Annotated in this window: 22 protein-coding genes; 11 read left to right on the top strand and 11 right to left on the bottom strand. The window is 72.8% G+C overall.

The annotated features are described in order from the left end of the window. Nucleotides 1-12: 12 nt before the first annotated feature. Complete coding sequence (locus OHS18_RS00490) at nt 13-738, bottom strand: (Fe-S)-binding protein (protein ID WP_328615462.1); 726 nt, start codon at nt 736-738, stop codon at nt 13-15. Between the two features lie 433 nt (nt 739-1,171). On the opposite strand from OHS18_RS00490, the gene OHS18_RS00485 reads away from it, so the two are divergent. Next, on the top strand, nt 1,172-2,776 hold the full coding sequence (locus tag OHS18_RS00485; RefSeq protein ID WP_328615461.1) for a beta-1,3-glucanase family protein: 1,605 nt from the start codon (nt 1,172-1,174) through the stop codon (nt 2,774-2,776). Between the two features lie 127 nt (nt 2,777-2,903). Here OHS18_RS00485 and OHS18_RS00480 read toward each other — a convergent pair whose 3' ends face one another. From OHS18_RS00480 to OHS18_RS00465, 4 genes are all read right to left on the bottom strand, one after another. Continuing rightward, the gene (locus tag OHS18_RS00480) at nt 2,904-3,560 is read right to left on the bottom strand and encodes a hypothetical protein (protein WP_328615460.1); all 657 of its coding nucleotides are present in this window, start codon (nt 3,558-3,560) and stop codon (nt 2,904-2,906) included. Nucleotides 3,561-3,598: 38 nt separating this feature from the next. Continuing rightward, nucleotides 3,599-3,973: a hypothetical protein gene (locus OHS18_RS00475; protein WP_328457266.1), complete on the bottom strand. Its 375-nt coding sequence runs from the start codon at nt 3,971-3,973 to the stop codon at nt 3,599-3,601. Between the two features lie 62 nt (nt 3,974-4,035). Next, entirely contained in the window at nt 4,036-4,404 is a 369-nt protein-coding gene (locus OHS18_RS00470; RefSeq protein ID WP_328457267.1) for a roadblock/LC7 domain-containing protein, read from the bottom strand. A 360-nt stretch (nt 4,405-4,764) separates the two neighbouring features. After that, nucleotides 4,765-7,212 (bottom strand): DUF7617 domain-containing protein, encoded by a 2,448-nt coding sequence (locus tag OHS18_RS00465; RefSeq protein ID WP_328615459.1) that lies wholly within the window; start codon nt 7,210-7,212, stop codon nt 4,765-4,767. Between the two features lie 352 nt (nt 7,213-7,564). Between OHS18_RS00465 and OHS18_RS00460 the strand changes: the two genes are divergently transcribed. Next, nucleotides 7,565-8,329: a dienelactone hydrolase family protein gene (locus tag OHS18_RS00460; RefSeq protein WP_328457269.1), complete on the top strand. Its 765-nt coding sequence runs from the start codon at nt 7,565-7,567 to the stop codon at nt 8,327-8,329. A 26-nt stretch (nt 8,330-8,355) separates the two neighbouring features. Here the strand turns inward: OHS18_RS00460 and OHS18_RS00455 are convergent, their stop codons facing one another. Beyond that, nucleotides 8,356-9,273, bottom strand: coding sequence for an NADP-dependent oxidoreductase (locus OHS18_RS00455; protein ID WP_328458967.1), 918 nt, complete (start codon nt 9,271-9,273; stop codon nt 8,356-8,358). 120 nt (nt 9,274-9,393) lie between these two features. On the opposite strand from OHS18_RS00455, the gene OHS18_RS00450 reads away from it, so the two are divergent. Beyond that, a complete protein-coding gene (locus OHS18_RS00450; RefSeq protein WP_328457270.1) occupies nt 9,394-10,248 on the top strand; it encodes a helix-turn-helix transcriptional regulator in 855 nt (284 codons plus the stop codon). Nucleotides 10,249-10,592: 344 nt separating this feature from the next. Here the strand turns inward: OHS18_RS00450 and OHS18_RS00445 are convergent, their stop codons facing one another. Both OHS18_RS00445 and OHS18_RS00440 read right to left on the bottom strand, forming a co-directional pair. Next, complete coding sequence (locus OHS18_RS00445) at nt 10,593-10,892, bottom strand: hypothetical protein (protein WP_328615458.1); 300 nt, start codon at nt 10,890-10,892, stop codon at nt 10,593-10,595. Continuing rightward, complete coding sequence (locus tag OHS18_RS00440) at nt 10,885-11,220, bottom strand: DUF3253 domain-containing protein (RefSeq protein WP_328457272.1); 336 nt, start codon at nt 11,218-11,220, stop codon at nt 10,885-10,887. The genes OHS18_RS00445 and OHS18_RS00440 overlap by 8 nt, the downstream gene beginning before the upstream one ends. A 93-nt stretch (nt 11,221-11,313) precedes the next feature. On the opposite strand from OHS18_RS00440, the gene OHS18_RS00435 reads away from it, so the two are divergent. From OHS18_RS00435 to OHS18_RS00425, 3 genes are all read left to right on the top strand, one after another. Then, nucleotides 11,314-12,387 carry a LacI family DNA-binding transcriptional regulator gene (locus tag OHS18_RS00435; RefSeq protein WP_328457273.1) on the top strand — a complete coding sequence of 358 codons (1,074 nt, stop codon included), beginning with the start codon at nt 11,314-11,316 and terminating at the stop codon, nt 12,385-12,387. A 155-nt stretch (nt 12,388-12,542) separates the two neighbouring features. Then, a complete protein-coding gene (locus tag OHS18_RS00430) occupies nt 12,543-13,646 on the top strand; it encodes a DUF5005 domain-containing protein (RefSeq protein ID WP_328615457.1) in 1,104 nt (367 codons plus the stop codon). 12 nt (nt 13,647-13,658) lie between these two features. Continuing rightward, entirely contained in the window at nt 13,659-17,252 is a 3,594-nt protein-coding gene (locus tag OHS18_RS00425; RefSeq protein ID WP_328615456.1) for a discoidin domain-containing protein, read from the top strand. On the opposite strand, the gene OHS18_RS00420 is transcribed toward OHS18_RS00425, so the two are convergent. Continuing rightward, nucleotides 17,181-17,708, bottom strand: coding sequence for a MarR family winged helix-turn-helix transcriptional regulator (locus tag OHS18_RS00420; RefSeq protein WP_328457276.1), 528 nt, complete (start codon nt 17,706-17,708; stop codon nt 17,181-17,183). The genes OHS18_RS00425 and OHS18_RS00420 overlap by 72 nt on opposite strands. A gap of 57 nt (nt 17,709-17,765) precedes the next feature. Between OHS18_RS00420 and OHS18_RS00415 the strand changes: the two genes are divergently transcribed. Next, nucleotides 17,766-18,698: an amidohydrolase family protein gene (locus OHS18_RS00415; RefSeq protein WP_328615455.1), complete on the top strand. Its 933-nt coding sequence runs from the start codon at nt 17,766-17,768 to the stop codon at nt 18,696-18,698. A gap of 3 nt (nt 18,699-18,701) precedes the next feature. Here OHS18_RS00415 and OHS18_RS00410 read toward each other — a convergent pair whose 3' ends face one another. Then, nucleotides 18,702-19,661, bottom strand: coding sequence for a GlxA family transcriptional regulator (locus OHS18_RS00410; RefSeq protein WP_328615454.1), 960 nt, complete (start codon nt 19,659-19,661; stop codon nt 18,702-18,704). A 70-nt stretch (nt 19,662-19,731) separates the two neighbouring features. Here OHS18_RS00410 and OHS18_RS00405 point away from each other — a divergent pair, with 70 nt between their 5' ends. The 3 genes from OHS18_RS00405 (at nt 19,732) to OHS18_RS00395 (ending at nt 24,051) form a co-directional block, all read left to right on the top strand. After that, entirely contained in the window at nt 19,732-20,310 is a 579-nt protein-coding gene (locus OHS18_RS00405; protein WP_328615453.1) for an HD domain-containing protein, read from the top strand. A 493-nt stretch (nt 20,311-20,803) separates the two neighbouring features. Next, nucleotides 20,804-21,145 carry a nuclear transport factor 2 family protein gene (locus tag OHS18_RS00400; RefSeq protein ID WP_328615452.1) on the top strand — a complete coding sequence of 114 codons (342 nt, stop codon included), beginning with the start codon at nt 20,804-20,806 and terminating at the stop codon, nt 21,143-21,145. A 50-nt stretch (nt 21,146-21,195) separates the two neighbouring features. After that, nucleotides 21,196-24,051 (top strand): AfsR/SARP family transcriptional regulator, encoded by a 2,856-nt coding sequence (locus OHS18_RS00395; RefSeq protein ID WP_328615451.1) that lies wholly within the window; start codon nt 21,196-21,198, stop codon nt 24,049-24,051. Between the two features lie 71 nt (nt 24,052-24,122). On the opposite strand, the gene OHS18_RS00390 is transcribed toward OHS18_RS00395, so the two are convergent. After that, complete coding sequence (locus OHS18_RS00390; RefSeq protein WP_328615450.1) at nt 24,123-24,332, bottom strand: hypothetical protein; 210 nt, start codon at nt 24,330-24,332, stop codon at nt 24,123-24,125. Between the two features lie 179 nt (nt 24,333-24,511). Between OHS18_RS00390 and OHS18_RS00385 the strand changes: the two genes are divergently transcribed. After that, nucleotides 24,512-25,792, top strand: coding sequence for a helix-turn-helix domain-containing protein (locus tag OHS18_RS00385; RefSeq protein ID WP_442875326.1), 1,281 nt, complete (start codon nt 24,512-24,514; stop codon nt 25,790-25,792). Nucleotides 25,793-25,804: the final 12 nt, after the last annotated feature.

Below are 25,804 nucleotides of genomic sequence, written 5' to 3'. Positions count from 1 at the left end.
GGCGAGGGGCACTCATGCGTCCTCCTCGGTCGAGGCCAGCACGTCGGCCAGGTGCATCACGCGCACGCCGCTGCGTTCGCGCGAAAGCAGGCCGCCGATGTGCAGCAGGCACGAGTTGTCGCCCGCCACCAGCACCTCGGCGCCGGTGCCGCGGACGTGCCGGGCCTTGTCGGCGCCCATGGCGGTCGACGTCTCGGCGTTCTTCACCGCGAACGTGCCGCCGAACCCGCAGCACTCCCCGGCCGCGGGCAGGTCGACGAGGTCCAGCCCGCGCACCTCCCGCAGCAGCCGCAGCGGTTTGTCGCCGACGCCGAGCATCCGCAGCGAGTGGCAGGTCGGGTGGTAGGTGACGCGGTGCGGGAAGTAGGCGTTCACGTCGGTCACGCCGAGCACGTCGACCAGGAACTCGCTCAGCTCGTAGACCTTCGGGCCGCCCTCGGCCAGCCGGGGCTCCCCCGCCCGGCGCGCGACGATCGAGTGCTGGTGGCGGATGGACCCCGCGCACGAGCCGGACGGCGTGACGATCGCGTCGTACCCCGCGAAGGCGTCGGCGAACGACCGGACCACCGGCACGGCCTCGTCGAGGTAGCCGGTGTTGACCATCGGCTGCGCGCAGCAGGTCTGCCCGGCCGGGAAGTCCGCGTCGACGCCGAGGCGGCGCAGCAGCCGGAACACCGCCTTGCCGGTGCCGGGGAACAGCGCGTCGTTGATGCAGGTGACCAACACGGCGACGTTCACGTGCACAGCCCCTGCCGCCGCACCATCGCGACCTCCGAATTGAAAGGTTTCACAGACTCGACGCGGTGACGCTACTATGCGCTCGAAGTTGAAGTCAACGACGTGCGAAAACCTGGTCTGAGACGCCATCCTGACCGGCCATCTCGAATTGTGACGTTTCAACACGCAGCGAAGTGCCCCGCAGGTCAACGGTCACCAGGGCAGCGCCGCTGCACGAGAGACCCGAGATTCGTCTAGACCATTGACCCGATGAGTGGCACAGGCCTACCGTCGCTGACTACTCCGTCGACGATCGTCGGCCCGTGAAACGAGTTCAGCCCGCTCCTGTTCGAGGTGTCCGCGCCCTTCGTGACGGCGCGCGCTGACAACGTCGTCGCGTTCCGCCTTCGAGTTTTCCGATCGGAGTCACCCACCCCGGACAAAGGAGTCGCCGATGCGAACTCGAAGAAAGCTGACCGCGATCATCGCCGCGCTCGCGGCGGTGGTGTCGACGGCCGTGTGGGGCGGCGCCACCCCCGCCGCGGCGTCCGGTCCCGCGCTCCTGCCGCTGTCCATCACCAACAACACCGGCCGCGGTGACGCCGTCTACCTGTACGTCCTCGGCGTCAACCTCAGCACCGGCCGGCTCGGTTACGTCAACGCCGGCGGCACCTTCACCGCCTGGAGCGGCGGCGGCAATCCCCCGACCCCGGCACCCGACGTCTCCATCGCCGGCCCGGGCAACGGCGGCAGCACGACGATCCAGGTACCCCGCAACATGTCCGGCCGCGTCTACTTCTCCATGGGCCAGCGCCTCAACTTCTACCTCACGCCCGACGGCCTGGTCCAGCCGGCGCCGTGGGCCGGCGGCGACTCGAACCGCGACATCCTCTTCGACTGGAGCGAGTTCACCTACAACGACGCCGGCCTCTGGCTGAACAGCTCGCAGGTGGACATGTTCGCCATCCCGCACACGGTGAGCGTCACGACCGGAGCCGGCGCGGTGAACTCGACCGGCACGCTCGTGGCCAACGGGCGCGACAACGTCATCAACGGCATCAAGGGCCAGTCCGGCTGGGGCGGCTCGGTCTACACCCGCTCGGACGGCACGATCCTGCGTGTCCTGGCCCCCGGCAAGGCGGCCGACGCGGGCCAGCTCAGCAGCACCTACCTCGACCCGTACATCACCTCCGCCTGGAACGCCTACACCGGCAAGACGCTGACCGTCGTGCCGTTCGGGGACCAGCCGAACACCAAGTACTTCGGCCGCACCTCCGGCAACGTCATGAACTTCACCAACACGGCCGGGCAGCAGGTGGCGTCGTTCACGAAGCCGTCTTCGGCCAACGTCTGGGGCTGTGACGGCGCGCTGGCCGCCCCGAACGACCAGGTCGTCGGCCCGATCTCCCGGACGCTGTGCGCCGCGCTCAACCGCGGCACGCTGGGCACGATCGACACCCAGCCGAGCAGCAACGCCGGCGACTTCTACAAGAGCAACCCCACCAACCAGTACGCGCGGCTGGTGCACGCGAACATGGCCGACGGCAAGGCCTACGCGTTCGCCTTCGACGACGTCGGCAACTTCGAGTCCCTGGTGAACGACGGCAGCCCCCGGGCCGCGGGCATCACGCTGAACAGCTTCACCGGCGGGGGCGGGACGACCCCGCCGCCGGCGTCCGGCAACCGGCTCATCAGCAACTGGAACGGCAAGTGCGTCGACGTGCCGAGCCAGAACTTCGCCGACGGCGTCCACCTCCAGACCTGGGGCTGCAACAACACCATCGCCCAGAACTGGACCTTCACCGGCGGCACGCTGAAGACGCAGAACAACATGTGCATGGACGTCGCCTGGGGCTCCACGGCGAACGGGGCGGTCATCCAGATCGCCACGTGCAGCGGCAACGCCGCCCAGCAGTTCGTCCTGAGCGCGGCGGGCGACCTCGTCAACCCGCAGGCCAACAAGTGCGTCGACATCCAAGGCTGGAACGGCGACGACGGCGCGCCCCTCGTCCTGTGGGACTGCACCGGCGGCGCGAACCAGAAGTGGCACCAAGGCTGAGCCGATGACGCCGAGCCCGTAATGCCGTGGTGGCCCCGGATCCACCGGGGCCACCACCGTTTCCACCGCCGATTCTTCAGCTCCACCCCGGCACCACGCGGCCGGTACCGCTGAACCCCGCCGCCGTTCAAGGCGGCAGCTCCACCTCGAGGCCCATGATCCGGGCGGTGCGCCGCCGGCGGATCCACCGGCGGGCCGAGGTCACCTCCGGCAGCTCGTCGGCGAACGCCTTGCGCTGGGCCGCGGTCGCCGTGCGCCAGCGCATCCCGAGCACCGGGCGGACCGGGCGGACCCAGCCTTTCGCCGTCTCGTGGGCCGCGGCCAGCCGGGCCTCGTAGCCGGCTTCCGGCCGGTAGCCGAGCTCCAGGTCGATCAGCGGCTCGGTGCCGCCCGCGTAGTGGTGACACCGCGACAGCATCCGCGCGATCTCCTCCAGCGCCAGCTTCAGCGCCGTGGGCACCTGGTCCTGCCACCGGCCCCGGTGTGGCGAGGCCGGGTCTTCCGCCGGCACCACGATCACGGCCCGGACCGCGGACCCGGCGAGCTCGACGCGGATCCGGCGGCCACTCGCGTCGACGAAGAACCGCGGCACCAGGCCGCCCACCCCGGTGCCGGACCACTGCTGCACCCACGGCGTCACGCCGCCGGGCGGGTGTTCCGAAAGCACGAACGTGAATTCCAGGTCTTCGCCGGCGAGGTTCAGCCGCACCGGGAACAAGGGCCCGAGGTCGTCCAGGAACGCCGACCCGATGACGAGCGCGGCGCTGGACCCGCCTCCGGTCAACGCCGACTCCTCCTCTGGAAGCGCGGGAACGACGGCCGCTATACCTGCAGGTCCGCTTCGATGCGCTTGAGGTAGTGCCGGGCCAGCGCCAGGTTCGCCCGCTCCCGGTCCAGCACCAGGTACAGGAACAGCGACTGCCGCGACGACACCGAGTTCAGCAGCCGGATCAGGTGGTACTGGCGGTGCAGCGTGATCAGGATGTCCTCGATGTTGTCGTTGAGCGCGAGCGAAGACATGACCCGCAGTTTCGCCCGCACGACCTCGGTGTTGCCGGCCGCGGCGACCTCCAGGTCCAGCCATTCTCCGCTGCCGCTGGTGCCGAGCGACATCCCGCTTTCGTAGTCGACCAGCGCGACGCCGACGGCGCCGGCGATCGACATGGCTTCCTTCAATGCGGTGTCGATGTTCGTCATGACGTCACTTCCTTTTGTGGATGGGTGGTCGGCGGCCTCGCGTCCCCGATGTGCGCCGGGCATCACGCGGCCAGGATGGAGCTGATCCGCTCGATGACGGGCCGGCACTCGAACAGGAGCCGCCCGACGTTGAGTCCCTTGTCCCCCAGGACGACCATCAACGCCAGCCGGCCGATGGCGTAGACGGCCATGTACCCCTCGCTGCTGAACACCACGGTCTGGCTCAGCGTGCCCTGCCCGGTGACCTGCGCGGCCTGGCGGGCGATCCCGAGGTCTGCGGCGGCGAGGGCGGAGATCTTCGCCGGGTCGATGGTGTCCGCCGAATCGGCGATGATGGGTATCCCGTCGACCGCGGCCAGCACGGTGTCGGTCACCCCGGCGACGCTTTCCCGCAGATTTCGCAGTTCGCCGGCCAGTGCGTCGAAGTCCACTGTTCGTTCTTTCTTCCGGAAAATGGCAGACGACTCGGGAGATCAACCATTCGGGTCACTCTTCCGACGGCAGACCCTACCTCCGGCACCACTTCCCGCCTATCGACTTCGGAAAACCACGAGGAGGCTTACACGATCGAGTGAATCAACCCCCGTGTCGTAACAATGGAGTTTCGATCATATCGAAGACGTCGGTGAATCACGCGGACGGCGAATCGTCGGTTTCAAATTCCCGGCCGGGTGCCGTGAAGTGCCGAAATGCCGCCCGTGCGACCGCGGAAACAGACCGCGCCCACGGGCGGCACTTCGATTCACCAACCGTCACTCACCGCGACGGACCATTCCCTTGCTCCGTTGGGCCTATTGGAGAATGCAGAGCAACGAGCACGCCGTCGCCGAAGACCACTCCGTGTACGTCGGCGGCGTCGCCGGCGGGACGTTCACCGGCACATAACCCGCCTTCGCGCGGTTGGTGATCGGGAACAGGCTCAGCAGGGCGTAGGTCGAGCAGTACACCTGCTTCGACGCTCCCGCCGCCAGCGTGAACGGGCCCGTCTGGCACGACGGCTCCACGCTGTCCACGACCTGACCGGCCGTGATGGCGACCGGACCCTGGTTCGTCACCGTGATCCGCCAGTACGCCGTCGCGTTCAGCAGGCCCAGCAGACCGACCGGGGCCTGCTTCGCCCACGGCCCCACCCCGCCGGGACCGCACTTCGACGCGGTCGCCGGTACGCAGATCTCCTTCTGCACCGTGACCTTCGGCGTGCACGCCGCGCCCGGCGCGACCGGGAGCGTCACCGTGTTGGAGGTGAACGCGCCCGTCGTGTCGGTGCCGGTGGCCGTGTTCGCCACCGACGACACCGCGCAGTCCGCCGCGATCGTCGTCGAGAAGCACAGCTGCGGCGCGTCGCCCGCGTAGCCGACGATCAGCTGCGGCTGGTTGCCGCCGCCGAAGTCGGCCGCGCTGGTGAGCACCAGCGACGTCGTGACCGTGATCGACGGGTGCGCCGCGGCCGAGACGCCGGTCAGGTCGACCGAGCCGTCCGGGGCGAAGCCGGGTGTCGGGACGACGGTGCCGCTCTGGTCGACGACCGTCACCCGCGACGCGGCGAAGTCCACATTGGACGGCGTGATGCCGGTCAGCCGCGCGGCCGTGTAGCCCTGGACGTGCCCGGTACCGCCGTCGCAGGAGAAGTCACCCGGCTTCAGCGTCACCTGCCCGCCGGACCGGACGCACGGTGTGGCGCCGGTCGCCGGATCCATCGAGAACAGCACACCCGCGTCGCCCAGGCCGATGAGGCAGCCGGTCGGCGGGTCGTAGGTGTAGCCGTAGTCCCGCGTGTTGCCACCGGCGGCGCCCGGGTGCGTGATCGGGCCGGTCAGGCCCGCGCACGCGGCACCGGTCGTCCAGTCGTGGCACAGCGCCGCCCCGGCGAACCCCCCGTTCCAGATCGCGAGGTAGCTGCGCAGGTGCCCGGCCGGGTCGGTGACGACCTCCGGGTTGAAGACCCACACCCCGGCCGGCAGCGCGGCCGCGATCGGCGGGGCCGGGAGGGCCGAGCCGTCGAGTGCGAAGCAGGTGGTGACGTCCGTGGCCCCGCTCGTCGTCGAGCACGCGCCCACCGGGGCACCCGCCGTGCTGAAGAAGGTGTAGGCGTTGTAGGTGTAGTTCCCGGGCGGGCCGGTCGGTTTCGACGCCGCCCAGCCGGTGCACGCCGTCGCCGTCGCGGGGTCGAAGCAGCCCAGCGCGGGCCGGCCGACACCGGGGACGGAGGACGACGCGAACACCTTGCCCGCCACGACGGTCATCGAGCCGTAGATGTGGGCGAGGGTGTTCCCCGGCTGGTTGTTGCTGGGCGGCACGATCGGCGCGTACGGCTGGCCGCCGCAGGCGCTCTTCGTGGCCATGGTCCAGCAGACCACCGCGCCGGTGCTCACGACGCCGTACAGGTTGCCGCCGCTTTCGACGAGGCCCGCGATGCTGTTGACCGCGGACGGGGAACCGCCGGTCGCCGTCAGCGGCCAGTACCCGCAGTTCGCCGCGGCGGCCAGGTCGAGGCAGCCGACCCCGACCGACGTGGCCGTGAGGGCCGGGTAGTAGACCTGCGCGGGCGCGGCCGGGTTCCGGACGTACTGCGGGGTCAGGGTGCTGGCGATGTCGCCGGTGTTGCCGTTGCCGAGCGGGCCGGGCGCGGTGTTGAGCGGCTTCGGCCACGGGCCGCCAGGGCAGCGCTGGCCGGTGCCGACGTCGGTGCACACCAGCTTCTGGTTGACGGTGTTGACGTGGTGGTAGATGTTCCACGCCTGCAGCGTGCCGTCGGGAGTGCGGTTCAGCAGCGGGGTGAATCCGTCGCCGCCGGTCGCGGTCGTGACCGCCTGCACGGGCGGGGTGAGCGAGCCGGACAGCGAGGTCGCGTCGGGCCCGGAGCGCGGGTTCGTCGCGCGGACGGCGGTGACGCCGGAAGCGGGTTCGGTGCCGGTGAAGGTGCTGCCGTCGGTGGACCACGACGGCGTCCACCCGGGCGGCGCGTGCAGCGAGCCGGACCGGTAGGACTGCCCCGCGCCGACGACGTCGGTGATGGCCGCGGCGCCGGTGGCGCTCGCGTGGTCGTCGTAGCCGATGACCCAGTTCGCGGTGGCACCGTGGTCCGCCGGGGATCCGGTGTCCTGCACCGATTTCGTCAGAGCCGACGGGGCCGCCGGCGGGGCGGGGTCGGCCGCCGCGGGCAGCGGGAAGGCCGCGGCCACGAGCACGAGGGGCAAGGCTGCCGCCCCCAGGCGGCGCGCACGCATGCGTCTTCGCATGAACGTTCCTCGATTCTTTTTCGCGATTTCTCAGTACCGGAAGAAAAGCGTATGCCGCGCGGGGAAATCGTTGAAGGGACGCCACCCGAGCGCCGATGCCGGTGACTCCGATGGCGCAATTCGTTACCACCACGAAATGACGGCCACCTGGTCCGGCGATGACCGTTTCGCCTCGCCGTCACCTGGACGCACGCACGGCGTCACTCTTCCGAGTTATGCTGTCGGGTATGACTACCGGGCCGGCCTCGCGCCACACACAGACGGGTCACCCGGTACTCTTCTGAGCGCCGCGCGGGCACCGCCGCCGTCGGGTCGATCGCACGCTCCACACCCCGACCACGACCGGAGAACGATGCCCACCAAGACCCTGCACGTACCCACCGCCGACGGCCGGGCCGACGCCTTCGCCGCTTTCCCCGGCGACGGCGCGCGCCACCCGGCGGTGCTGCTGTACTCCGACGCCTTCGGCCTACGGCCCGAGCTCGAACAGAAGGCCGGCGAACTGGCCGGGCACGGGTACTACGTGCTCGTCCCCAACCTCTACTACCGCCACGGCCCGGCGCCGGTGGTCGACCTCCCCGAGCACATCGGCGAGGAGATCCGGCCCGCGATCATCGCCCGGCTGATGCCCCTGCTGGCGGACCACACCACCGAGCGCATCCTGCGCGACGCCGACGCCTACCTGGGGTTCCTCACCACCCAGCCCGAGGTCGGCGCCGGACCGGCCGCGGTGATCGGCTACTGCATCGGCGGCGCCCTGGCGCTGCGCACCGCGGCGGCCCGTCCGGAGCGGGTGGCCGCCGTCGCCGGGTTCCACCCCGGTTTCCTCGTCACCGACGGACCCGACAGCCCGCACCGCCTGCTGGCGAAGCTCACCGCCGAGGTCCACTTCGGGCTGTCCGAAAACGACATGCGGCCCGAGGCGGTCGACGAGCTCAACCGGGCCCTGGACGCCACCGGTGCCGCCTACAGCACCGAGATCTACCCGGGCTCCGTCCACGGTTACACCATGTCCGACACCGACGCGTTCAACCCGGTGGCGCTGCAGCGCCACTGGGATCGGCTGTTCCCGCTCCTCGACCGCACCCTGGCCGGCGGTGAGCTCCCCCGGAGCTGACCACGTCGTGACCGGGGGAAAGGTCGTCACGGCCGGAGCACGATCTTGCCGTGCGTGTGCCCCCGGTCCAGGTCGCGGAAGGCGTCCCGGACCCGCGCCAGGGGGTAGGTCCGGGCGATCGGCACCTCGAGCTGCCCGCGCGCGGCGAGGCGGGCCAGCTCGCCGAGCACGACCGCGCAGGCCGCCGCGCCTTCGCCGGCGGTCCGCGCGCCGATCCCGACCGCGGCCCGCCAGTCGCGGATCGTGTCGATCCGCTCGGGCCGCACGCCCAGCTCCACCGCCAGGGCCACGTAACCGTCGCCGACCGTGTCGATGAACGCGTCGACCTGCCCGCCGGAGGCCTGCCGGATCCGATCGGCCACCCCGTCCCCGTAGCCGACCGGGACGACCCCGTGGCCGGTCAGCCACGCGTGGTTCGGCTCGCTCGCCAGCCCGATCACCGTGGCGCCGGTCCGCCGCGCGAGCTGCACGGCCAGCGACCCGACCCCGCCGGCCGCGCCGGAGACGACGACCGTGTCACCCGGCGCGGGGTCGACCGCGAACACGGTGGCGTAGGCGGTCGTCCCGGCGACGTACAGCGACCCGGCCACGTCCCAGGGCAGCCCCGCCGGTCGCGGCGTCAGCCGGACGTCGTCGACCACGGCGAACTCCGCGTGACTCGCCCGCTCGTGGGTGAAGCCGAGGACCTCGTCGCCGACCGCGACCCCGCGCACCTCGGGACCGGTCTCGACCACGACGCCGGCCAGGTCGCTGCCCTGCCCGGACGGGAACACCGCCGGCCAGCGCTCGTGCCGCGCGCCTTCCCGGATCATCGCCTCACCCGGCTGGATCCCGGCCGCGCGGACCTCGACCAGCACCTGCCCGGGGCCGGGCACCGGGCGCGTCACGTCTTCGACCCGCAGGACGTCGACCCCGCCGTATTCGTGGAACCGCACCGCTTTCATCTTCTTCGTCTCGGTCACCCCACGACCGTGCTCCGATTCCGGCGTCCCGGGAACGGAGCGGTCCGCCTAGGACTCGCGGTCCGATGATCCGCACCGGCGATCGGTGCTATCCATGAGCACATGGGAATGCACCGCGCCGAGCTCGCCGATTTCCTGCGCCGGTCCCGGAGCCGGCTGACCCCGCGGGACGTCGGCCTGGTCGACGGGCCGCGGCGGCGGACGCCGGGCCTGCGCCGCGAGGAGGTCGCGGTGCTCGCCGGGATGTCGGCCGACTACTACATGCGGCTCGAGCAGGCCCGCAGCCCGCAGCCGTCGGAGCAGCTGCTGGCCGCGCTGACCCGGGCGCTGCGGCTGACCACCGACGAGCGGGACCACCTGTACCTGCTCGCCGGGCACCGCCCGCCGGAGGGTGCGCGGGCCGGCGAGTACCTGCGCCCGGGCCTGCTGTACCTGCTCGACCGCCTCGACGGCGTGCCGGTCCAGGTGCTGAGCGACCTGGGTGACCTGCTGGCCCAGAACGACCTGGCGCTGGCGTTGTTCGGGTGCGTGTGCACGGTGGCCCGGGAGGACCGCAACATCGTCCTGCGCTGGTTCACCGAGCCGCGCGTCCGCGGCCACTTCGAGGCCGAGGAGCACGAGCAGCACGGCCGCGAGCTGGTCGCCGACCTGCGCGCCGCCGTCGCCCGCCGCGGCGACGACGAGGCGTCACGCACGCTGCTCGGCCGGCTGCAAGCGGCCGGTCCCGAGTTCACGCAGCTGTGGGACCGGCACGAGGTCGCGGTCCGCCGGGCCCACCGCTACCGGCTGCGGCACCCGGAGCTGGGCGGCATCGAGTTCGACTGCGAGACGCTGGCGACCCCGGCGGCGGACCAGCGGCTGCGGGTCTTCACCCCACCACCCGGCGGCACGGACGCCCTGGAGATGCTGCGCGTCCTCGGCCCGCGACACGAGCACGACCCGGTCGCCGACCGCTGACGTCCCGCGTCCGAGACCCGGCGACCGGGGCCGGCGGTTCGGCAGGCCAGCGGGGCCGACGGTTCGGCGGGGCCGGCGGTTCGGCGGGGCCGGCGGTTCGGCGGGGCCGGCGGTTCGGCGGGGCCGGCGGTTCGGCGGGGCCGGCGGTTCGGCGGGGCCGGCGGTTCGGCGGGGCGGGCGGAGCCCGGCGGTTCGGCGCAGCCGGCGGTCCGGCGGGTTCGGCGCGGCCGGCGGTTCGGCGGGTTCGGCAGGGTTCAGCAGGCGAGCCTCGTTCCGGCGCCGGACGGCCTGCGACGCGCGGCACTACGACGTGGCGCCGGCCGGGTGCCGGCTTCGGCCGAGGTTCAGTCCAGGACGTCGAGGCCGTGCTGCCAGCGTTGCCGCCGCTGCTCGGCATCCTGGTCCCACCAGGGAGTGCCACGCTCGCCCAAGGCGACCTTCGCCGCATGCACCCGGGACCGGGCCTCCCGTTCCGCGTCGACGTCCCGGCCGCGCCGGGCCGCGCCGACGTCCCGGCGGGCCCGCATCAGCAAGCTGCGCAACCGGGCCGCCGCGTCCTCCGGGATGTCGGGGTCGGTGGCCCGCCAGCGCCGGCCGTCGACGACGACGAAGCGTCCGTCCGGCGTGCGCTCCGGCTCAGCCATCGGCGAGCCGGATCCTGATCGGCCCGCGCCATTCGCCGTCCGGGTCGAGCGTGCGGTCCCCTTGGGTGACCCGCACCTCACCGGCGCGGGCCAGCTCTCGCGCCACGTCCCGGGCCCGCGGCAGCAGCGGACGCCAGTCGTCGGCGACCGCCCGGGCCGCGTCGGACGGGCAGGTGCTGCGGTCCGCGCCCCGTCCGAGGGTCAGGGCGAGCATGGTGGCGCGGAGCCGTTCTTCCGGGGTCTCGGCGGTCAGCGCCGCCCGGGCGTGGCCGGAGCCCGGGCCGTCGCCGTCCCGGATTCGCTCGAGTTCCCGCCGCGGATCGGTCATCCCGCCAGCATCGCACCGACTGGCCCGCGGCGCCGGTTCGCGGTGAATCCTGTTGCCCGACAAAGGCTCCGGGCCTGAGGTAGGGTCGCCGCCGTGACGCGAGCCTCGGATGCGGAGCGGCCGGCGGCCGGCCGGCGTGGCCCGGCGCCCACCGGGCGGCCCACCATGCGCGACGTCGCGTCGGCCGCGTCGGTGAGCGTCAAGACGGTGTCGCGGGTGGTGCACAACTACCCGTTCATCAGCGACGACGTGCGCGGCCGCGTCCAGGCCGAGATCCGCCGGCTCGGGTTCCGGCCGAACAGCAACGCGGTGGGCCTGCGGCGGACCGACCGGCCCGCCGGCGGCATCGGCGTGCTGGCCGCGGACCTGGCCGACCCGTTCTACGCCGGGATGCTCAGCGCGATCGAACAGGTCGCCACGGCGCGGTCGTTCACCACCCTCGTCGCCGGCTCGGACGAGGATCCCGCGCGCGAACGCGGGCTGCTCGGCACGTTCGTCGAGCGCCGCCTCGACGGGCTCATCGTGGTGTCGGCCGACCGCCGGCACGACCACCTGCGCCCGGAGCTGGACGTCGGCACGCGGATCGTGTTCGCCGACCGCCCGCCGCGGCGGCTGCCGGTGGACTGCGTGCTGGCCGCCCACGCCGAGGGCGCCGGGCAGGCCGTGACGCACCTGCTCGGCCAGGGCCACCGGGCGATCGCCTACGTCGGCCACTCCCCCGTGATCCACACGGCGCGGGAGCGGCTGCGCGGCTTCCGCGCGGCACTGGCCGAAGCCGGCCTCGAACCGCACGCGGTCCGCACGGACGCGGTCGACGCGGCGGCGGCCCACCGGTCCGCGGCCGAGCTGCTGGCCGCACCCGACGCCCCGACGGCGCTGTTCGCCGACAACCCGCGGCTGGTCGGCGGCGTCGCCCGGGCCATCGCCGAGTCCGGCGCACCACAGACGGCGTTGGTGGCCTTCGACGACTCGGAGCTGGCCCAGGTACTGGGCGTCACGGTGGTCGCGCAGGACCCCCGCGAGCTGGGAAAACGGGCGGCGGAGCTGCTGTTCGCCCGCCTCGACGGCGACCGTTCCCGCCCGCGGCGGGTGGTCCTGCCGACCACGCTCGTGCCGCGCGGGTCGGGCGAAGGCCGAGGTGTCGCGCTGCGCCCGGCCGAGCACTGAGCCGACGCCCCCAGCGAGCCCGCGGCCGGTTCGGAACCCGCACCGGACTGCGGTTCTGTCCGGTCCTGGCCATTGACAACGCTGACAACGCCGACCGAGACTGAGCCGCGTTGCCAACGTTGTCAATCAGCACCAGGACACCTGAGGAGCGACCCGTGAAGTTCCGCCGCACCCTGGCACTGTCCGCCGCCGTCACCGCGTCCCTCGCCATCGCCGGACCCGCCGCCGCGACCGACCGTCCACTTCGGATTCTCGGCGCCACCGCCGACACCGCACTCACCCAGCGCTGGCAGGACTTCGGCCGCCGCCCCGGCGTCGGCTGGGCCGCGGCCGACGGCACCTACTCGACGCGGCTGCCGTCCGGATTGGACGTCTGGCTGTACAACGACACTTTCTTCGGGCCCGTGCGCGCCGACGACAGCCTGCCGGAGTCGTCGCCGTTCACGCACAACTCGGCTGTACTGTCCACACCGGACGCGAAGCACATCCTCACCACGATCGCACCCGGTCCGCCGGGACACCCGAAGTCCCTCGTCGGCCCGACGCCGAACAGCCCGGGTGAGCCGAACGACTACTGGTACTGGAACGGCGACGGCATCGTCGACGGCGGCAAGCTGCGGGTGATCGAGTTCGAGCAGGCGCCGACCGACGACCCGCCGCCGTTCAACTTCGCCTGGACGAAGACCAAGCTGGCGACGCTCGACCCTTACACGTTCCGCCTGGAGAAGCTCACCGACGTGGCTTCGGCCGGTAACGTCCAGTGGGGCACCGAACTGATGCGCGACGGCGGATGGACCTACATCTACGGCGTCGAGGGTGAAGGCTTCACGAAGTACCTGCACGTCGCGCGCGCCCCGATCGGCCGGCTCGACGGGCCGTGGCAGTTCCGGGCCGCGGACGGCTGGTCGGCCGACCCGGCGGCGTCGGCGCGGCTGCTCGGCAACGTCGGCAGCTCGTTCGGCGTCACGCCCGTCGGCGGCGAGTACCTGCTCACGACGTTCGGCTCGGGCCTGGAAAGCACCATCCACGCCTATCACGCGAGCAGCCCGATCGGGCCGTTCACCGGCGGCGAGACGATCTACACCGCGCCTGAGGCCGGGAACGGGCGCTACACCTACAACGTCGCGGCGCACCCCGAGATCAGCAGGCCCGGGGAGCTCGTCATCTCCTACAACACCAACAGCGAGAAGCTGGCCGACCTCTACGCGAACATCGACAACAACCGGCCCCGGTTCGTCGATCTCAAGCTCTCCCGATAGGAGCCCCTGGCCGTGAGCGGTCTGTCCCGTCGTAGGTTCCTGCAGTCCAACGCCGTGCTGCTCGCCGCGCTCGGGGTGCCGGCCGCGCTCCCCGCCGCGGCCGAGGCCCAGCAGGCGACCGACCTGGCCCGCTACCGGCCGGTGACGGTGTCCTCCACGGCGTACGCGCCGACGCCGGCGTGGTTCGCCGTGGACGGCCTGGCCGAGACCGGTGTGAAGGGCTCGGGCTGGCGGGCGGGTGCGGGTGATCCCCAGTGGATCGCCGTGGACCTGCAGGCCGCGTGCCGGATCGAGTCGGTGGTGCTGGTGTTCGAGGCCACCGCCGCGGACCCGGTGTTCACCCCGGCGTCCGGGATCAACCCGTTCCTGAACACCACCGGCTGGGAGGTGCTGTCCAGCTGCGCGGTCGCGTTCAGCCTCGACGTCTCGGCCGACGGCCGCACCTGGCAGGGCGTCCACGACGCCACCGACTCCCCCGGCGGCCGCGTGGAAGTCACGCTGGCGAAGCCGGTCACGGCCCGCTGGGTCCGGCTCACGGCGAAGCAGCAGGCGAACGCGAACCCCTTGGGTGTCAACGCTTTCGAGGTGTACGGCCGGTCCGACCACCCACGGCCGGACGTCACCGGCTGGACCGACTGGGGCAGGCACACCACCCGGCCGCCCGGCCTGGTCACTGCGGCGGACGGCACGGTCGCGCTGGAGTCGGGCTGGACGCTGACGATGGACTCGCGGCTGCCGGCCGCCGACGGCGCCGCGCTCGCTCGCGCCGGTGTCGACACGTCGACGTGGTTGCCCGCGACCGTGCCCGGCACTGTGCACACGGCGCTGGTCGAGCGGGGCAAGCTGCCCGAGCCGACGTCCGGGTTCGGCAACATGCGCGCCCCGGAAGCGCTTTCGCGGCACAGCTGGTGGTACCGCCGCGAGTTCACGCTGCCCCGCGGGTTCGACGCCGGCCGCCGCGTCTGGCTGGAGTTCGACGGGATCGACCACCACGCCGAGGTCTGGGTCGACGGGACCGCCGTCGGCTCGCTCACCCACCCGGTCGCGCGGGCCGCCTTCGACGTCACCACGGCGTTGCGCGGGAAGGACGCGCACGCGCTGGCCGTGCGGATCGACCCGATGCCGCACCCGGGCAACCCCGGCGACAAGGGGCCGGACGGCGTCTCGACGTTGAACTCCAACGCCGAGCAGCAGGACCTGCCCGGCTACATCTCGATCAGCGGCTGGGACTGGATGCCCGGCGTCCGCGACCGCGGCGCGGGCATCTGGAACCACGTCCGGCTGCGCTCGACCGGCGACGCCGTGCTCGGCGAACCGCGTGTCGACACCCGGCTGCCGAACCTGCCCGACACGTCGGTCGCCGAGGTGACCCTGGTCGTGCCGGTGCGCAACGCGTCCTCGGCGGCCCGGACCGTGACGGTCGCCGCCGAGCTGGCGGGCGCCCGGGTCAGCCGCCGCGTCACCCTCGCGGCGGGTGCGGCGACCGACGTCACCTTCAGCCCGGCGACCGACCCGGCGTTGCGGCTGCGGCGCCCGGAACTGTGGTGGCCCAACGGGTACGGCGACCCGAAGCTGCACCCGTTGACGACCACGGCGAGCGTCGGCAGCCAGGTCAGCGACCTCCGGACCGTCCACGTGGGACTGCGGCAGTTCGGCTACACCGCGACCCAGCCGATCGTGATCGACCCGGCCACGGACCACTCGCCGCCCCAGACGGTGGAGTTCGACCGGACCACCGCGCGCTACCTGCGGATCCAGGGCGGGAAGCGCGCCACCGGTTACGGCATCTCGCTGTGGACACTGTCCGTTGTGGATGGTTCCGGGCCGGACCTGGCCCAGGGCAAGACCGCGACGGCGTCGTCGGAGGACAACGGGAACGACCGCGCCCCCAACGCCGTGGACGGACGCGACGACACGCGCTGGTCGTCCGGCTACTCCGACAACCAGTGGATACAGGTGGACCTGGGCGCGCCGGCGGCGTTCGACCACGTGGTGCTGACCTGGGAGACCGCGTACGCGCTGACCTTCACCGTGCAGGTCTCCGACGACGGCGCGACCTGGACCGACGTCAAGAAGGTGAGCAACTCCGGCACCCCGCTGCAGATCGGCGTCAACGGCGTGCGCGTGCTGGCCAAGGGCGGCAACTGGGGCTTCGACGAGCTGCTGCGCCGGGTGCTCCCCCACCGGATGGCCGACGCCGTCGCGTTGCACCGCGACATGAACTTCACGATGATCCGCAACTGGGTCGGATCCAGCAACCGCGAGGAGTTCTTCGCCGCCTGCGACGAGAACGGCATCCTGGTGTGGAACGACTTCTGGGCCGGGGACGCGATCTTCCCGCCGGACAACGACGTCTTCCTGACCATCGCGACGGACACCGTCGTGCGCTACCGGCACCATCCGTCCATTGTGGTCTGGTGCGCCACCAACGAGAGCGACCCGCCCGCCGCGATGGACGCCGGGCTGCGGAAGATGCTCGCGGCCCAGCAGCCGGAGCTGTGGTACCAGGGCAACTCGGCGGGCGGCGTCGTCACCGGGCACGGGCCGTACTCGTGGATCGACCCCGCGCGCTACTTCGACGGTGACACCTACTCGATCGGCAGTTACGGGTTCCACAGCGAGATCGGCCTGCCGACCGTGCCGGTCGCGGAGAGCATGCGGCGCCTGGCCGGCGACCAGCCGTCGTGGCCGATCGGCGACGTCTGGTTCCACCACGACTGGTGCACCCGCGGCGGCCAGAACCCGGACACCTACCGCGGCGCGATCGAGGACCGGTTCGGGCCGGGGACCTCGCTCGACGACTTATGCGCGAAGGCCCAGCTCGTCAACTACGAGAGCATGCGGGCGATCTTCGAGGCCTACAACGCCGCGCTGTGGGACGACGCGTCGGGCGTGCTGCTGTGGATGTCGCACCCGGCGCACCACAGCACGGTCTGGCAGACCTACGACTACGACCTCGACACCAACGGCAGCTTCCACGGCGCGCGCAAGGGGTGCGAGCCGCTCCACGTGCAGGCGCGGCTGTCGGACTGGCAGGTGCACGCGGTCAACCAGACCGCGCGGAACCTCGACGACGCCACGGTGCACGCCGAGCTGCTCGACCTGCGCGGGCGCTCGCTCGGCACCCCGGTGACCGCCGCGGTCCCGGTGCCCGCGTCCTCGGTCGCGGCGGCCTTCACGGTCCCGTTCACCGACGCCCTGCCGGCCCTGCACCTGCTGCGGCTGCGGCTCGCCGGACGGGACGGCGCCGAGCTGTCGCGCAACGTCTACTGGCGCTACCGCACCCCGGCGGACGCGCGGGAGCTGACCAAGACCCCGGCCGACGTCTCGCTGCACGCCGGCCCGGTCCGGCGCGACGGCGACCGCGGCGAGGCCGTGGTGACCCTGAAGAACACCGGGCGCGTGGTCACCGCGGGCGCCCGCGTCTCGGCTCGCGACGCCCGCACCGACGAGCGGGTGCTTCCGTTGCGCTGCAGCGAGAACTACCTGTGGCTGCTGCCCGGCGAGACGGCCACGGTGACGGTGTCCTGGCCGTCACACGCTCTCCCGTCGGGCCGGGCGCGCTTCGTCGTGGAGGGGCTGAACGTCGCGCGCCGCACCAGCTGACACGACGTCGATCACCGGCACGAGCTTCCGGAGCAGGAAGGCGAGCTGCTTGCGCTCCGCCGGCGTGAACACGGCGAACGCCGCCGCCTGACGTTCACGCCGGCGCGCCAGCAGCCGCTTCAGGCGCTCGCCGCCGTCCGCCGTCAACGCCACCAGCACCTTGCGCTCGTCCTGGGGTGACCGCCGGCGCACCACCACGCCGGCGCCTTCGAGCTGCTGGAGCATCCGGGTGGCCGTGGGAATGGAGACGTCGGCGGCCGCGGCGAGCCGCCCGACCGGCAGCTCCGGCTCGGTCGCCAGCGGCTCGAGCATGGTGACCTGCGGCAGCGACAGCCCGCCGTCCCGGTCCGCACCCGCCGACCGGGCCTTCCTCATGGCGAAGAACACCGCGTCGGCCGCCTGCACGACCTCGTCGACCTCCGCGGCGGTGGGTGGTTTGTTGCCGGTCGTCGTCATGCGGGCTAGCCTAGCAAAGTAATAGTTAGCAACCTAGCTATTAGGAGGCTAGATACCATGACCGGCCGGATCGACGTGCACCAGCACCTGCTCCCGCCCCGCTACCTGGCGGCGCTGGAGAACAGCGGCCAGACCGCCGGCGGGTGGCCGATGCCCTCGTGGAGCCCCGGCGCCGCGACCGCGATGATGGACGAAGCCGGGATCACCACCGGAGTGCTGTCCATCAGCGCGCCGGGGGTCCACTTCGGTGACGACGCCGCGGCCCGCGACCTGGCTCGCGAGACCAACGACTTCCAGGCGGAACTGGTCAAGGACACCCCGGACCGCTTCGGGCACTTCGCCGTGCTTCCGTTGCCGGACTTCGACGGCGCGGTCGCCGAAGCCGTCCGCGCCTTGGACGAACTGCACGCCGACGGCGTGGTCCTGCTGTCCAACGCCCGCGGCCGTTACCTGGGCGACCCGGCCTACGAGCCACTGTGGACGGAACTGGCCGCCCGCCGCGCCGTGGTGTTCGTCCACCCGGCGGAGCCGCCGATCCCCCGCCTCGACGGCCTGCCCAGCCCGCTGCTGGACTTCCCGTTCGACACCACGCGCACGGCGCTCGACCTGGTGGCCCACGGCGTGTTCGACCGGCACCCGGAACTGCGCGTCATCCTGTCGCACGCCGGCGGTTTCCTGCCGTTCGCCGCGCACCGCTTCACCGGCGCGGCGATGTTCAACCCCGGCACCACACCGGAGGGCATCCTGGCCGGGCTGCGGAAGTTCTACTTCGACACCGCGCTCTCCGCGACGCCGACCGCCCTGCCCTCGCTGTTCGCCTTCGCCGCGCCCGGACACGTCCTCTACGGCAGCGACTTCCCCTTCGCCCCGAAGGAGTGGCGCGGGCAGTTCGACCAGAACCTCACCGCCTACGACGGGCCGGGCGCCGAGCACTTCACCGACGTCGACCGCGCGGCCGCGGAAGCGCTGTTCCCCCGGCTCGCCGCCTGAGGGTCAGGGGTCCGGCTGCTGGGTGCCGTGGCGGAACAGCGTCCGGTACTCCTGCGGTGACGTGCCGATGTGCCGGTGGAAGGCCGCCCGGACGGACGACGGCGCGCCGAGCCCGGTGCGCCGGCCGATGCGTTCGACCGACAGCGTGGTCGTCTCCAGCAGTTCGCGCGCGCGGTCGACGCGCGCGTCGGCCAGCCAGGCCATCGGCGACGTCCCGGTCTCCTCGCGGAAGCGGCGGATGAGCGTCCGCCGGGACACGAGGGCGCGCCGCGCGAGGACGTCGATGCTGAGGTCCTCCGCGAGGTTGCCGAGCATCCAGCTCCGCAGCGGGGCCAGCCGGTCGCCCGTCGCTTCGGCGCGCAGCTGCTCGACGAACTGCGCCTGCCCGCCGGCGCGCCGCGGCGGGGCGACCAGGAACCGCGCGCGGCTGTTGGCGGCCGCCGGACCCTGGTCGAGCCGCACCAGGTGCAGGCACAGGTCGACGCCCGCGGTCACGCCGGCGGAGGTGAGGATGTCGCCGTCGTCGATGTAGAACCGGTTCGGCCGCACCTCGACGCGCGGGTACAGCCGGCGCAGGACGTCGGCGTACTGCCAGTGCGTGGTCGCGGGACGTCCGTCGAGCAGCCCGGCCGCGGCGAGGGCGAACGCGCCGGTGCAGATGGAGACGAGCCGGGCGCCGCGGCGGTGCGCCGCTCCCAGCGCGGCCAGGACGCCGGCGGCCGGCGGGGTCTCGACGTCCTCGAACCCCGGGACGAGCACGGTGTCGGCGGCGGCCAGCGCGTCGAGGCCGGCCGTGGCGGTGACGGTGAAGCCCGCGCCCGGCACCGGCCCGGGGCCGCCGTTCGTGCAGACGGTCATCTCGTAGAACGGATCCATCGCGAAGATCTGCGTCGCGATGCCGAATTCGAGCGCCGGCACGCCGGGCAGCACGAGAACCGCCACCCGGTGCCGCTCCATCGTCATGGCCCGATCATAGCGCCGAAGGGCACTCGGGCCACTTCCGCAGGTCGCGTCCGGTTCCTACGGTCGAGACATGAACGACGTACTCACCCTGCCCGCCGGCCCGCTCGCCGAGGCGAGCCTCCGCCTTGCCCAGGAGTCGGAGAGCGCCCCGATCGCCGGCCACAGCGTCCGCAGCTTCCTGTTCGCCCGCCTGGTGGCGCGGCGGGAAGGCAGCGTGACCGACGCGGCCTACGACGAAGATCTGCTCTTCGCCGCCTGCGTGCTGCACGACCTGGGGCTGGGCTCCCGGGCGGCCGGCCGGGCCCGGTTCGAGGTGGAGGGCGCGGACCTGGCCGCCGCGGTGCTGACCGAGCACGGCGTCGCGGCCGCCGACGTCGGCCGCGTCTGGGAGGCGATCGCCCTGCACTCGTCGCTGGGCATCGCCGACCGGTGCGGGCTCCTGACTTCGTTGACCCACCGGGGGGTCTTCACCGACGCGGGCCGTTTCGCCGACGTCGACGCGGACTCCCTGCGGGAGGTCTACGCCGCCTACCCCCGCCCGGCGGACAACCGGTTCCTCCAGGACGCGATCGTCGCGCACGCGGCCCGTTCGACGGCGGCGGCCCCGCCGTACTCGGTCGCCGCGGAACTGCTGCGCCAACGCGGCTGAAGTCGGCGCGGCCGCCGCCCGGATGTCGCCACGTGCGGGCCGCTGATCACCGATCCCGTGTCGCCGCGCACCGGAACGCACGTCCGGCGAGGCACACCGCGCTCACCTCCGCGGTTCGTGAACACCCGCGTCGGCGCCACACCGCTACGCGCCCAGCACGAGGATCACCGGGATACGGCGGGGTGTGCGCAGGGACGGTTTCTCTCCCCGGAGACACCTCCCGGACGTGGCCCAGGCGGATACTGACACGTTGTCCGTCTAACTGGAAAAAACTGCCCTGCGTGCCAACAGGGACGGCTGCCACGATCGGAGTCGCCGGGATAGCCCGCGGATAGCGGCCCGCAAGCCGCCCCGGCCAGACTGGGCGCACCCGCCGTCCGGTGGCGGGGCCGACCACGGGACGACTCAGTGGAGGGACGCCGAAATGGCGCCTGCGGGAGCAGGGGAACACGCCCGGCCGAGTGCCGGCGCCGTCGCACTCGGAATCGACCACGTGCGGCTCAGCTACCACTACCTCGATATCGAGGACTTCGACGGATACGGTTCCCTTTTCACCGCCGACGCCGTTTTGCACTATCCCGGAATAGCGCCGTTACAGGGTCGCGGTGCCATCGAGCGATTCCGTGCGGCCCGGCCGAACCGGCGGCACACCCTGCACAGAGTGACGGTGACGCACGGTGAGGTGGTGACGGTCGGCGACATAACCACGACTGGGCCGAACGGCGGGCGTACAAATACCGCCTTCGTCGACAGCTTCACGCTTTCGGACTATGGGCTTATCTCGGTCCAGAAGACAGACTTCCGTTCCGGGGGAAATTCACGAGCGGTCGGGTGAGGCGGGAAGCCCGGCCCTCTCCGGCCACGGAACAGGCATTGAGGAACAGTGTGAGTTCGACGAGCGGGCCGTCCGGCGAGCAGCCCGTCTACCGCATCCTCGGCCCCCTGGAGATCCGGGCCGTCGCCGGCGGCGAGCTCCGCATCCCGCCCGGCCGCCAGCAGATCGTCCTCGCCACGCTGCTGGTCGACGCGAACCGGGTGGTGAGCCTGGACCAGCTCATCGAAGCCATCTGGTACGACGATCCCCCGGCGACGGCGCGGACGCAGGTCCAGATCTGCGTCTCCCGGCTGCGGCGCGCGCTGGCCGACGCCGTCGGCCCCGACACGCTGGTCACCCGCGGCCCCGGCTACGAACTGCTGGTCGCCGACGGGCAGCTCGACGCCCGGACGTTCGCCGAGCTGGTCTCCGGCTCGGCCGAGCTGACCCGCGCGGGTCAGCTCGAAGACGCGTCCCGGATGCTCGACGCGGCGCTCGCGCTGTGGCGCGGCCCGGCGCTGAGCGGCACCGGCAGCCGGCTGCTGGAGGCCAAGGCCAGCCACCTCGAAGAGCAACGGCTCAACGCCCTCGAAGCCCACTTCGAACTCGGGTTGCGGCTCGGCCGGCACCACCAGCTGATCGGCGAGCTGGCGAGCCAGGTGACCGCGAACCCGCTGCGGGAACGGCTGCGCGGCCAGCTGATGCTCGCGCTCTTCCGGTCCGGGCGCCAGGCCGAGGCGCTGGAGACCTACCGCGCCGGCCGCGAACTGCTCGTCGAGCAGCTGGGCCTCGAGCCCGGCGACGAGCTGCGCCGCCTGGAGTCCGCGATCCTGGCCGACGACGCCGGGCTGCGCCGGAGCCCGGCCCCCGACGCGCCCGCGGCGCCGGCGCACCCGCCGGTGGTGCCGTTCCAGCTGCCGACCGACATCGCCGACTTCACCGCCCGCGACGCGCTCATCGAGCACACCGAACGGCTGCTGCTCGGCCACCCGGGCCGCCGCGCGACCCCCGTGGTGGTGCTGGCGGGCAAGCCCGGCGTCGGCAAGACCGCGCTCGCGGTGCACATCGCGCACCGGATCGCCGACGACCACTGCCCCGACGGCCAGCTCTACTGCGACCTCGGCGGCACCCGCGCCCACCCGGCCGACCCGCTCGACGTGCTCGGCCGGTTCCTGCGTGCCCTCGGCGTCCCCGGCCCGGCCGTGCCCGGCTCGGTCGACGAACGCGCGGAGATGTACCGGCACCGGCTGGCGGGCAAGCGGATGCTCGTGGTGCTCGACGACGCCGGGTCGGAGCGCCAGGTCCGCGACCTGCTGCCGGGCACGGCCAGCTGCGTCGTGCTGGTGACCAGCCGCGTCCGGCTCACCGGGCTGGCCGGCGCCGGCGTGCTGGACGTCGACGTGCTCGAACCCGAGCAGGCGACCCGGATGCTCGCGATGATTATCGGGGCGGACCGGGTGGCCGCCGAACCGGCCGCCGTCGCCGCGCTGGTCCGGCTCGTCGGCGGGCTGCCGCTCGCGCTGCGGATCGTGGCCGCCCGGCTCGCCGCCCGGCCGAGCTGGTCGCTCGCGTGGATGCTGGAACGGCTGTCCGACGAACGGCGGCGGCTCGACGAGCTCGCGCACGGCGAGCTGATGGTGCGGGCCAGCCTCGCGCTGACCTACGACGGCCTGGCCGGCGACGCCCGGCGCCTGCTGCGGCTGCTCAGCGCCCTGGACCGGCTCAGCTTCCCGGTGTGGGTGGCCGCGGCGCTGCTGGAGGTCGACCAGCTGCAGGCCGCCGACCTGCTCGAACGGCTCGTCGACGCGCAGATGCTGGAGATCTCGGCGGTCGAGCGGGACGGCAGCCCGCGCTACCGCTTCCACGACCTCATCCGGCTCTTCGCCCGCGAGCAGCTCGACGAGCACGAGCAGGCGACCGGCCGGCTCGCGGCGCTCGCCCGCGTCGCGAGCGGCTGGCTGGGGCTGGCTTCCGAGGCGCACAACCGGATCTACGGCGGCGACTTCACCGTGCTGCACGGCTCGGCGCCCCGGCTGCGGCCGCCCGACGGCGCCGTCGACCGGATCCTGGCGGATCCGCTGGTGTGGTTCGAAGACGAGCAGGACAACCTGTGCTCGATCGTCGCGCTGGCCGCCGAGGCCGGCCTGGACGAGCAGGCCTGGGACCTGGCCGTCACGATGGTCGCGCTGTTCGAGAACCGGTGCTACTTCGACGACTGGGAGCGCACGCACCGCCAAGCCCTGACCGCCGTGCGCGCGGCGGCCAACCGCCGCGGCGAAGCGGCCTTGCTGTGCTCACTGGGTTCCCTGCACCTGAGCCGTTCCCGGCCGGACGCCGCGGCCGAGCCGCTCGCCCGCGCGCTGGCGACGTTCGAAGACCTGGGCGACGCCCACGGCAAGGCGATGGCACACCGCAACCTGGCGCTGGTCGACGAGGCCCGCGGTGCCGAACCGCAGGCCCAGGCCCGGTTCGAGCGGGCGCTCATCGAGTTCCGGGTGGCCGGGGACCCCGTCGGTGAGGCGTACGTGCTCGGCCGGCTCGCGCAGACCGAGCTGGACGCGGGTGACGAGGAGCGGGCCGGGGCGTACCTGGCCGAGGCGTTGCGGATCTGCGACCGGACGGGGACGGCGCGCGTCGAGGTGCAGCTGCGCTACCGGCTCAGCGGGCTCATGATGCGCCAGGGCCGCCACGACGAAGCGGCGGAAGTGCTGACGGAGCTGCTGACCCGGGCCCGCGCGGCCCGCGACGTCGCCGGCGAAGCCCGCATCCTGCACCGGCTCGGCCTGGTGCACGCCGGCCTCGGCCGCCGGGAGACGGCGGAACGGCTGCTGGTGGAGGCCCTCGAACTGCATGACCGGATCACCGGCGGCGGGCCGGACGACGGGGTGCGGGCCGACCTGGCGGCGCTGCAGGGCCTGCCGAGCTGACCGGTTCGCCCGACTTGCGCGCGGTGCCGGTCGTCGTGGGCGTTCAGGGCGGTGATAACCCGGCTTACCGGTCACGACCACGGGGTGTCGGACGGGGTGGCGTTCCACGGGGTGTCCGACGGGGCCGCCCAGGGGGTGTCGGCCGGGGCGGTGCTCCACGGCGTGTCGGTGGCCGTCGCCGGCCACGGGGTGTCCGCGGGCGCCGCCTGGGCCGTGGTGGCGGCGAGGACCGGGAGGAGAACCGCCGTGGCGAGCGCGCCGAGGGCCGAAAGAATACGCACCGTCGTCTCTTTTCGTTTCGTTGACCGATGAATTTCTCCGCTACCTGCCCCACCGACGTTAGGAAAGCCCGGCATCGCGCCGCTATCGCGCGGGTGTCACCGTCGTTATCGTCCGGGTTATCGCCCCCGCGGTGGCTCCGTGATACCGCCGGGATAGCCGCGCTCACGATGCTCGTCCCATGGTGGAAACCGCATCCGGACAGCCGGGCCCCGGGATCGGGAACGGCGCTGACAGGAACGGACGATTCGTGCAGCGGAAATTCGGTGAACTGCTGAAGGCGCATCGCACAAAACGCGGTGCCACTCAGCGTCAATTGGCGGACCTGTCCACGGTGAGCATTCGCGCCATCCGCGACCTCGAGTCCGGGCGGGCCCACCGGCCGCGCCGGGATACCGTGCGGCTGATCGCCGACGGCCTCGGCCTGCGGGGCCGCGAACGCGCGGACTTCGAGGCCGCGGGCTGCCACACGGCCGCCGGTGACCTGCGGCTCCGGTGCGCCGACCCGGCGCCGCCGCCCACGCCGTTGAACGCGCTGCTCGGCAGAGACGAAGAGGTCGCGGCCGTCCACGAGCTCCTGGCCGCGGGCAGCCACCGCCTGGTGACCGTGACCGGGCTGGGTGGCGTCGGCAAGAGCCGGCTGGCCCAGGAGGTCGCGGGCGGCGTGCACGAAGCCGGCGGCGTCGTCGTGCTGTGGTCGTCTGCGCGGGAGCCGCTGCTGAGAACCGGCCGGCCCGCCGACCCCGACGAACTCGCCGTGCTCGTCGGCGACCGCCCGGCCCTGCTCGTGCTCGACGGGCACGAACCGGACCGCGTCCGGCTCGACGACCTGGCCGTCCTGCTGCGCGAATGCCGCGGGCTGCGGGTCCTCGCCACCGCCCCGGCGCCGTTCGGCCTGCCCGGCGAGCGGGTCTTCCCGCTGACGCCGCTCGCCGTGCCCGAACCCGGCACCGACGACCCGGCCGCGCTGGCGGCGGTGCCGTCGGTCCGGCTGCTGGTCCGCGAGGTCCGCCAGGTCCGGCCCGGGTTCACCGTGGACCGGGCCAACGCCGCGGACGTCGCCGCGCTCTGCCGTCGCCTCGACGGCATCCCGGCCGCGCTCGAGGCGGCCGCCTGCTGGTTCCTGGTCTACGAACCGGCGGCGGTGCTGGAGCACGTGCGGACCGACCCGTTCGCGCTGACCGCGGACCACCTGCCCGGGCTCCGGGACACCCTCGACTCGGCGGTCCGCGGCCTGGACGCGGCCGAAGTCTCCCTCCTGGCGCGCCTGACGGGGCTCGACGCGGGCTGGTCGGTGGTCGACGTCGCGGGCCTGACCGGCATCCCGGCAGCGGCCGGCGCGAGGTTCGTCCGCCGCCTGGTCCAGCACGGCCTGATCCGCCCGGCGGGCCCGGACCGCACCCGGTTCCGCACCCTGGACCTGGTGAACGCCCTGGGCCTGGACCACCGCCTGGCGGTCTGAGCTTGGGTCGTG

Source organism: Amycolatopsis sp. NBC_00355 (assembly GCF_036104975.1).
In the GTDB taxonomy this organism is placed as follows: Bacteria; Actinomycetota; Actinomycetes; order Mycobacteriales; family Pseudonocardiaceae; genus Amycolatopsis.
Note: the sequence above shows the minus strand (reverse complement) of the source record. Positions and strands in the feature narration are given on the sequence as shown.

Bases quoted from the DNA above. Each gene is read 5' to 3' on its own strand.
- OHS18_RS00475 (WP_328457266.1), bottom strand. From the start codon at position 3,973: ATGACGAACATCGACACCGCATTGAAGGAAGCCATGTCGATCGCCGGC.
- OHS18_RS00420 (WP_328457276.1), bottom strand. From the start codon at position 17,708: ATGACGACGACCGGCAACAAACCACCCACCGCCGCGGAGGTCGACGAG.
- OHS18_RS00385 (WP_442875326.1), top strand. From the start codon at position 24,512: ATGGTGGAAACCGCATCCGGACAGCCGGGCCCCGGGATCGGGAACGGC.
- OHS18_RS00410 (WP_328615454.1), bottom strand. From the start codon at position 19,661: ATGACGATGGAGCGGCACCGGGTGGCGGTTCTCGTGCTGCCCGGCGTG.
- OHS18_RS00485 (WP_328615461.1), top strand. From the start codon at position 1,172: ATGCGAACTCGAAGAAAGCTGACCGCGATCATCGCCGCGCTCGCGGCG.
- OHS18_RS00460 (WP_328457269.1), top strand. From the start codon at position 7,565: ATGCCCACCAAGACCCTGCACGTACCCACCGCCGACGGCCGGGCCGAC.
- OHS18_RS00455 (WP_328458967.1), bottom strand. From the start codon at position 9,273: ATGAAAGCGGTGCGGTTCCACGAATACGGCGGGGTCGACGTCCTGCGG.
- OHS18_RS00465 (WP_328615459.1), bottom strand. From the start codon at position 7,212: ATGCGAAGACGCATGCGTGCGCGCCGCCTGGGGGCGGCAGCCTTGCCC.
- OHS18_RS00445 (WP_328615458.1), bottom strand. From the start codon at position 10,892: ATGGCTGAGCCGGAGCGCACGCCGGACGGACGCTTCGTCGTCGTCGAC.
- OHS18_RS00440 (WP_328457272.1), bottom strand. From the start codon at position 11,220: ATGACCGATCCGCGGCGGGAACTCGAGCGAATCCGGGACGGCGACGGC.
- OHS18_RS00405 (WP_328615453.1), top strand. From the start codon at position 19,732: ATGAACGACGTACTCACCCTGCCCGCCGGCCCGCTCGCCGAGGCGAGC.
- OHS18_RS00450 (WP_328457270.1), top strand. From the start codon at position 9,394: ATGGGAATGCACCGCGCCGAGCTCGCCGATTTCCTGCGCCGGTCCCGG.
- OHS18_RS00415 (WP_328615455.1), top strand. From the start codon at position 17,766: ATGACCGGCCGGATCGACGTGCACCAGCACCTGCTCCCGCCCCGCTAC.